Source organism: Pantoea sp. BAV 3049, from assembly GCF_009765445.1.
GTDB lineage: Bacteria > Pseudomonadota > Gammaproteobacteria > Enterobacterales > Enterobacteriaceae > Erwinia.
Window position 1 is genome coordinate 2,377,910 of the sequence record NZ_WHOY01000031.1, and the last position, 7,353, is coordinate 2,385,262.

Consider the following 7,353-nt stretch of genomic DNA (forward strand, 5'->3'; position numbering starts at 1 on the left):
TTCAGCAGTTTTTTACAGAAACAAGGCCGGATATTCCGGCCTTTTCTTTGGCTGCAGCCCGACAATCCCTGTAAGCCCCTTCTGCATTCATTGGTACTTGCAGGATGATCGCTGCTAAGCCTCTTCTGCATTCACCGGCAGTGACGGGATGAACGCTACAGAGCTGGCTTCAATGAGGCTTACAGAGCCATATCGTGCTGAGCACTTGCCGTGGTTTTCTGCTGCTGCGCTTCAGCGTTCGCCTGCGCAGTGCTGTTCATCTGAATAACCGGCGGTTTGGTCAGATTCAGCGTCTCTGCAGTGGTGTCCCATACCTGCTGGGTCAGCGCCGTGTTGCCGTTCAGTTGCTGACCAAAGCTTGGGATGATCCCCTTTATCTTGCTTTGCCATTCAGGAGAGTTGAACTGCTCCGGGAACAGCTTTTTGATGACGTTCAGGGTGATCGGTGCAGCGGTAGAAGCACCCGGTGAAGCTCCCAGCAATGCCGCCACGGTTTTCTGCCGATCGGTAACAACTTCGGTACCCAGTTTGAGCACACCCCCCTTCTCCGCGTCCTTCTTGATGATCTGCACACGCTGACCCGCCTGGATCAGTTTCCAGTCTTCCTTGCGGGCGGCCGGATAGTATTCTTTCAGGGCCGCAAAGCGGTCATCATCATTCAGCATCACCTGTCCAATCAGGTACTTGACCAGATCAAAGTTATCCAGGCCCACGTGAGTCATCGGCATGAAGTTGCTGGTGGTGGTGGTTTTCAACAGGTCCATAAATGACCCGTTTTTCAGGAATTTGGTTGAGAAGGTCGCGAACGGCCCAAACAGCACCACACGCCTGCCGTCGAGGAAGCGGGCATCCAGATGCGGCACGGACATTGGCGGTGCACCCACCGAAGCCTGACCGTACACTTTCTCCATATGCTGTTTAGTGATTTCAGGATTCTCAGTCACCAGGAACGACCCACCAACCGGGAAACCAGCATAGTTATCCGCTTCCGGAATACCGGTTTTCTGCAGCAGTTTAAGAGCACCCCCGCCCGCGCCGATAAATACGTATTTCGCGTCCACAGCATGTTGCTTGCCGTCTTTCACGTCGGTAACGGTCACGTGCCAGGAGTTGTCAGGATTACGTTTAAAGTCGGTGACTTCCGCAGAAGTTTCCAGCGTAAAGTTGTCGCTCTTCTTCAGGCTGCCGATCAACTGGCGGGTGATTTCACCATAGTTAACGTCCGTGCCAACCGGGGTCCAGGTCGCCGCCACTTTCTGCTGTGGATCGCGGCCCTGCATGATCAGCGGCGCCCACTGGGCAATCTGGTTATGATCGGTAGAGAACTGCATGCCCTGGAACAGCGTGGTCTGCTGCAGCGCCTTGTAGCGTTTGCCCAGGTAGTCGACATTCTTGTCGCCCCAGACAAAGCTCATGTGTGGCGTGGAGTTAATAAATGAATGGGGATCCTGCAGCACGCCGCGCTTAACCTGTGCCGTCCAGAACTGACGGGAAATCATAAAGGATTCATTAATTTCCAGCGCTTTACTGACATCAATCGAGCCATCTGCACGCTCCGGCGTGTAGTTCAGCTCCATGTTGGCGGAGTGGCCGGTACCGGCGTTGTTCCAGCCATTGGAAGATTCCAGCGCCACGCCGTCCAGCTTCTCGACCATCAGCTGTTTCCAGCCCGGTTGCAGCTCATGCAGCCAGGTGCCGAGAGAAGCGCTCATGATGCCGCCGCCAATCAGCAGGACATCGGTCTTTTCCGTGCTGTCTTCAGCCCAAACAGAGGAACAAACCAGCAGCGCTGAGAGAGAAAGAACGGGGAAAACTTTACTTAAATTAGCCATTTTGAATTACAGGTTTCAACAGTTTTTTAAAGTTTGAAGAAATACTTTAACAATCGTGTCAGGGTATTTCCAACTTACTAAAGTTACAAAACTCACCAGCGCAATACCCCTGTTTTTAATAGAACTATTTCCCTGAATAAATAGGGTTATTTATTTTCGATTGATAACCGAGTTCCTCTCTGCTTTATTTAACTTAAATTTTATCCTTGTTCTTGCTTAATAAATTCCTGTATTCCGGCTAAGAAGGCGCTTTAAACATTAAGTAATACCGTGCTTAACCAGCCATGCCGCACACTACTTTCAGACTGTTTATTGACCTCCAGCCCGGCAAATGATAATTGTTATCAATTAAGCTTTCTGGCCAGGCGGTACTGAATGAACGACAACACCCCCACCTCTCCTGCATCCTGCTGTATTGTCGGCGGAGGCCCGGCCGGATTGATGCTCGGCTACCTGCTGGCGCGCAATGGCATCCCGGTGACGGTGCTGGAAAAACACAGTGATTTCCTGCGGGACTTCCGCGGCGATACCATCCATCCCTCCACGCTGGAGATCGTCTGGCAACTGGGGTTTCTCGATGAACTGCTGGCAATCCCCCACCAGAAGGCAGAAAAATTATTTGGCGAAATTAACGGCCAGGAAGCCACGCTGGCGGATTTCAGCCGCCTGCCAACCCGCTGTAAATACATCGCTTTTATGCCGCAGTGGGATTTCCTCAACCTGCTCAGCCGTAAAGGATCACAGCTACCCGGCTTCACGTTGCTGCAGAATGCAGCGGTAAGTGGATTGATTGAGGAACAGGGTAAGGTCAGAGGCGTGCGGGCCATCATCGGGCGCGAGAAACAGGAAATCCGCAGTGACTTAGTCATTGGCTGTGACGGTCGCAACTCACTCGTACGTGAAGCGGCTGGTCTGAAGATACGCCGCTTTGGTGCCCCGCGTGACGTGCTGTGGCTGAAAGTCGCTAAACTTCCTGACGATCCTGAATGGGCCATGGGCCATCGTGGGCCTAAAAAGAACTTTATCATGATCGATCGTGGCGACTACTGGCAGTGCGGCTACTCGATTACCAAAGACAGCATGGAAGCGCTGCAACAGGCTGGCCTGCCTGCTTTTCTGCATCAGGTAGCGGAGGCGTCCCCTTTTGAACTGAACCGTCTGCAGCAGGACATTGCCGATTGGGAACAGGTTAAACTGTTGAAAATTCGTATCGATCGCCTGGAACACTGGGCTAAGCCCGGGCTGCTGTGCATTGGCGATGCCGCTCATGCCATGTCACCGATTGGCGGCGTTGGCGTCAATCTGGCCATCCAGGATGCCGTGGCAGCGGCCAACCTGCTCTCCATACCATTGAAAAAAGGGACTCTGGCACTGAAAGATCTACAGAAAGTACAACGTCGCCGCACATTTCCAACCTGGGCAACCCAGTCGCTGCAGATTATGATCGGCAAAGCCGCGCAGAAGAAACGCCGCAAGCCACCAGGCAGAATGGAGCTGTGGCTGCGGCAGCGAAAATGTCTTCCCTTCCTGTTTGGCAGGCTGATCGGCATCGGCTTTTACCGTGAATTACCTGACGATCGCCTGATGGCTTCGAGTAAAAAACATCAGTAACTTTCAGATATCGATAAAACTCACTGGTTTTCCCTGCGCAAAAGCCTTTACTTACCGTTCACACTCCGGCTTTTTCTGTATCGTAAACAGCGAAGAAGGCTATCAGAATCTGAGTCGCTTTCTGTTTGGTGATGTCCGCGTGGATATCTGGCTGAATATTGATGATATCCGCCTTCCGCCAGCCGTGCTGAAAGAGGCAGTAAGCGGCACAATAGTGCCGCATACTGATCAAACGCAAAAGGCGTTACGAGGGGTCGGCATCAGGATGCGTCTTCCCCTCTTCAATGAATTCCTCATCGATTTCTTCAACGTTATCTTCGTTATCCCGGCCCGAAAGCAGGTTCCAGCAGGCAATAAACAGCGCGGCGATCAGCGGGCCGATAACAAAGCCGTTGATGCCATAGATTTCCATACCGCCAAGTGTTGAAATCAGGATCAGATAATCCGGCATTTTGGTGTCCTTCCCCACCAGCAGCGGACGGAGAATGTTATCAACCAGCCCGATCACCACCACAAAGAACGCCACCAGGAAGATGCCCTGCCAAATCATGCCTGAGAAGAAGAAGTAAGCCGCGGCAGGAACCCAGACAATGGCAGATCCCACCGCCGGGATCAGGGAAAGGAAGGCGATCAGCGCCCCCCACAGCAGGCTGCCCTGTATTCCGGTAAACCAGAATGCCCCACCACCCAGCACCCCCTGCACAATAGCCACCACCACGGTACCCTTTACGGTTGCACGGGAAACCGCAGCAAACTTAACCAGCAGGTGATGTTTTACATACTCCGTGAGCGGCAACGACTTCATGATCAGGTTAACCAGATAAGCCCCGTCTTTCAGCAGGAAGAACAGCAGATAAAGCATGATGCCGAAGCCCACCACAAAACTGAAACTGCTCTTGCCAATCAGGAACACGCTTCCGGCAAAATACTGCCCGCCCTGTAAGGCCACCTGGGACAGTTTTTGCTGTATGCGAGCCGCGGTATCCAGCTGGTGTTCCGCCAGCGAGTGCTGAGCCCATTGCGGAAGATGCTGCATAACCTGAGCCAGTATCGTCGGCAACTGGGTGTTATTGTTCTGCAACCGGTCATAAACAGCGTTGAACTCCATCGCCATTGAAGAAGCGACGATCAGCAGTGGCGTGATGACGATCAGACAGATCACCAGGATGGTCAGAAATGACGCCAGGCCGTTCCTGTCCTTTATCAGCTGCTTCAGCTTTGTCTTCATGGGATGGAAAATGACGGCCAGAATGGTGGCCCACAACACAGATGAATAGTACGGCCCTAAAATATCTAAAAAAGCCACGGTAACAATGAAAAGGATCAGGATGAAAAATCCTTTGCTCAGGCCTTTAAATCTCATTTTTATTCCCCGGAAACCCACATTTGGCTACCGTAGCATAGAATGCATCGCCGTAATTGCAATGCGGTTTCACGGGGAAGCCCTTCCGTTAAGCCAGTTGTACCGGCCACTGATTCAGCACAATACCTCGTTTAACGGCACTCTCACCGAAATCCTGCAATACCGCTTTCACATCCGGATCGATGTATTCAGCATTGTCATGTTCGACGATCACCACGCTGTTCTCAGGGATCTCTGCCAGCAGACCTTTAAGGCGCGGGTTATGCATAAACGTCAGGTTCTGCTGAAAACGCAGGACATAATGATCGTCGTAGCGGGTCAGCAGCAGTGCATTGCGATGGCTCTTGTAGATGCTGAACAAAATTTGCGTTGCCAGGCCGATGCCAATCCCCGCCAGCATCCCGAATACCAGAATGCCGCCTATTGTTGCCAGAAAAGGCACGTACTGCTGGGCTCCCTTCCGGATATGTTCGACAAACAGCCCTGGCGTCGCCAGCTTATAGCCGGTATGTAACAGCACCGCAGCCAGGCTGGCTAACGGGATCGCATTCAGCATCTCGCTGAAATACAGGCCGCAGACCAGCAGCAACACGCCGTGCACAAGGATGGAAATTTTACTTTGCGCGCCCACGCTGACATTCACCGAACTGCGCACGATTACCGCCGTGATCGGCAGGCCACCAAGGAAACCGCTAATCAGGTTACCGATCCCCTGCGCACGCATCTCTTTATCCGGTGAAGGAGCCGGATTTTGCGGACGCAGCTTTTTCAACGCTTCCTGACTCAGCAGGGTTTCCAGGCTGGCCACAATTGCCAGCGTTGCGGCAATCATATAGACCGCCGGATTCTGCCATGCCGTCCAGTCCGGTCGCTCCAGTTCACCGGTCAGCGCCTGCAGGCTGTCAAATGAAGGCAGGGAAATACGCGGCAGACTGGCGATCAGCTCCGGGAACATTCTGCCCCCCACCACCGTCACCAGACAGCCGAACAGCACCGCGACCAGCGGGCCGGGGATCCAGCTCAGCACCTTAATCCGCTTCACTGTCGGCGTGGACCAGAACCACAGAATAAACAGCCCGGTCATCGACACCACAATGGCAGAAACCGAAACCGTGAAAGCTCCGCCGGTCACCATTGCGCTGAGTTCGTTCTCACCTGAAGCGCCCAGCGCTACCGGGATCTGCTGGATAATCAGTAAAATACCGATAGCCGCCAGCATCCCTTTGATCACGGTTCCAGGCACGAGAGTGATAAATCGCCCGGCGCGCGCCACGCCCAGTAGAAATTGCAGCACGCCAGCAATAATCAGCGCCAGGAGCAGCGCAGAAAACGATCCCAGCGTCTCAATGGCCCCGGTTACAATCGTCACCAGTCCGGCAGCCGGGCCGCTGACGGCAAATTTCGACGGACTAAACGTGGTAACGACCAGCCCACCAATGACGCCAGTCAACAGTCCGACAAAGGGCGGCAACCCGCTGGCCTGAGCGATACCCAGACAGAGCGGCAAGGCAACCAGAAAGACCACCAGACCGGCGGGAATATCCTGGCGAAGCGTTGATAAATTCATGACGAAGGCTCCTGTGCATGTTGCTGAATCAACTCTTTCAGATGGCCGGTTTGCAGGTCATAGACGCAGCCGAAAACATCCAGCGCCACGCCATCCCGCCAGGCATTCCTGACCGGTTCAGTACCGATAAGGTGGGCAAACTGTGCCAGCACGTTAGCCTCGACCAGTTGGTTCAGGCGCTCAGTCTCATCTTCAATATCACCGGCTTCTGCCAGCCCCGGAGCCAGTGCCTCACGCAGATGAGTGATGCGCCGTGCGAGCGGGGAATTCTCATCAGACAGCGGGATATCCGGCAAAGCCACTGCTGCCTGCACTCCGCCGCAGCCATAGTGCCCACAAAGTACAATGCTTGAGACCTTCAGGTATTCCAGCGCGTACTGCAGCACGCTCATAAAGTTATCATCGCCGCTGACCACCATATTGGCGATATTACGGTGCACAAACAGTTCGCCAGGATGGGCGCCAGTCAGGACCTCCGCCGGAACGCGACTATCAGAGCAACCGATCCACAACGAATGCGGCTGTTGCGAATGCATGTTCTGCCGGAAGTAGTGAGGATTGCGTTGGCGGCGCTGTAAGGCCCAACTGCGGTTTTTCGCTAAAAGGGGTTTGAGTGTCGTCAAAATACAGTCTCTCTTTCAGGACGACAGGAATAACCCTGGGCGCCAGTTCAAAAATAAGGGTAAGCGGAAATATAAGTTCCACAGTAAGTATGTACATAAGTGTTGTAATAAGTTCTGACATTTTAGTTTATTAAAACTTATTAAGATTATTCCTGGAAGAAAGTAATAATCATGAATGTAATTTTTATTAAATTTACTTTCTTACAGGTTGTTTTTTTGGCAGGCATTTTTAAGATGGCAATCCCAAAGGGGGTTGTTTTAACTTAAACCATTAAAATCAGATAGATAAAAATCACATATTAATATCAACATATCTATATATAAGAAAAACCTATAGCTTATCAGGGTTATTTTAAA

General features: G+C 52.5%; 5 protein-coding genes. 1 reads left to right on the top strand and 4 read right to left on the bottom strand.

Annotation, left to right across the window (positions count from 1 at the left end; translation table 11 throughout):
- Positions 1-179 precede the first annotated feature (179 nt).
- Complete coding sequence (gene mqo / locus GSQ70_RS12025; RefSeq protein ID WP_158782763.1) at positions 180-1,832, bottom strand: malate dehydrogenase (quinone); 1,653 nt, start codon at positions 1,830-1,832, stop codon at positions 180-182.
- A 375-nt stretch (positions 1,833-2,207) separates the two neighbouring features.
- On the opposite strand from mqo, the gene GSQ70_RS12030 reads away from it, so the two are divergent.
- Positions 2,208-3,443 (top strand): FAD-dependent oxidoreductase, encoded by a 1,236-nt coding sequence (locus GSQ70_RS12030; RefSeq protein WP_158782764.1) that lies wholly within the window; start codon positions 2,208-2,210, stop codon positions 3,441-3,443.
- 244 nt (positions 3,444-3,687) lie between these two features.
- Here the strand turns inward: GSQ70_RS12030 and GSQ70_RS12035 are convergent, their stop codons facing one another.
- From GSQ70_RS12035 to GSQ70_RS12045, 3 genes are all read right to left on the bottom strand, one after another.
- Positions 3,688-4,806, bottom strand: a complete 1,119-nt coding sequence (locus GSQ70_RS12035; protein WP_158782765.1) for an AI-2E family transporter — start codon at positions 4,804-4,806, stop codon at positions 3,688-3,690.
- Positions 4,807-4,894: 88 nt separating this feature from the next.
- Positions 4,895-6,373 (bottom strand): SulP family inorganic anion transporter, encoded by a 1,479-nt coding sequence (locus tag GSQ70_RS12040; protein WP_158782766.1) that lies wholly within the window; start codon positions 6,371-6,373, stop codon positions 4,895-4,897.
- Complete coding sequence (locus GSQ70_RS12045) at positions 6,370-6,996, bottom strand: carbonic anhydrase (protein ID WP_158782767.1); 627 nt, start codon at positions 6,994-6,996, stop codon at positions 6,370-6,372. Before GSQ70_RS12045 ends, GSQ70_RS12040 begins: the two co-directional genes overlap by 4 nt.
- Between the last annotated feature and the right edge of the window lie 357 nt (positions 6,997-7,353).

What these genes read in the sequence shown, in the direction of transcription:
- mqo (WP_158782763.1), bottom strand. Translation starts at nt 1,832, where the DNA reads ATGGCTAATTTAAGTAAAGTTTTCCCCGTTCTTTCTCTCTCAGCGCTG.
- GSQ70_RS12030 (WP_158782764.1), top strand. Translation starts at nt 2,208, where the DNA reads ATGAACGACAACACCCCCACCTCTCCTGCATCCTGCTGTATTGTCGGC.
- GSQ70_RS12035 (WP_158782765.1), bottom strand. Translation starts at nt 4,806, where the DNA reads ATGAGATTTAAAGGCCTGAGCAAAGGATTTTTCATCCTGATCCTTTTC.
- GSQ70_RS12040 (WP_158782766.1), bottom strand. Translation starts at nt 6,373, where the DNA reads ATGAATTTATCAACGCTTCGCCAGGATATTCCCGCCGGTCTGGTGGTC.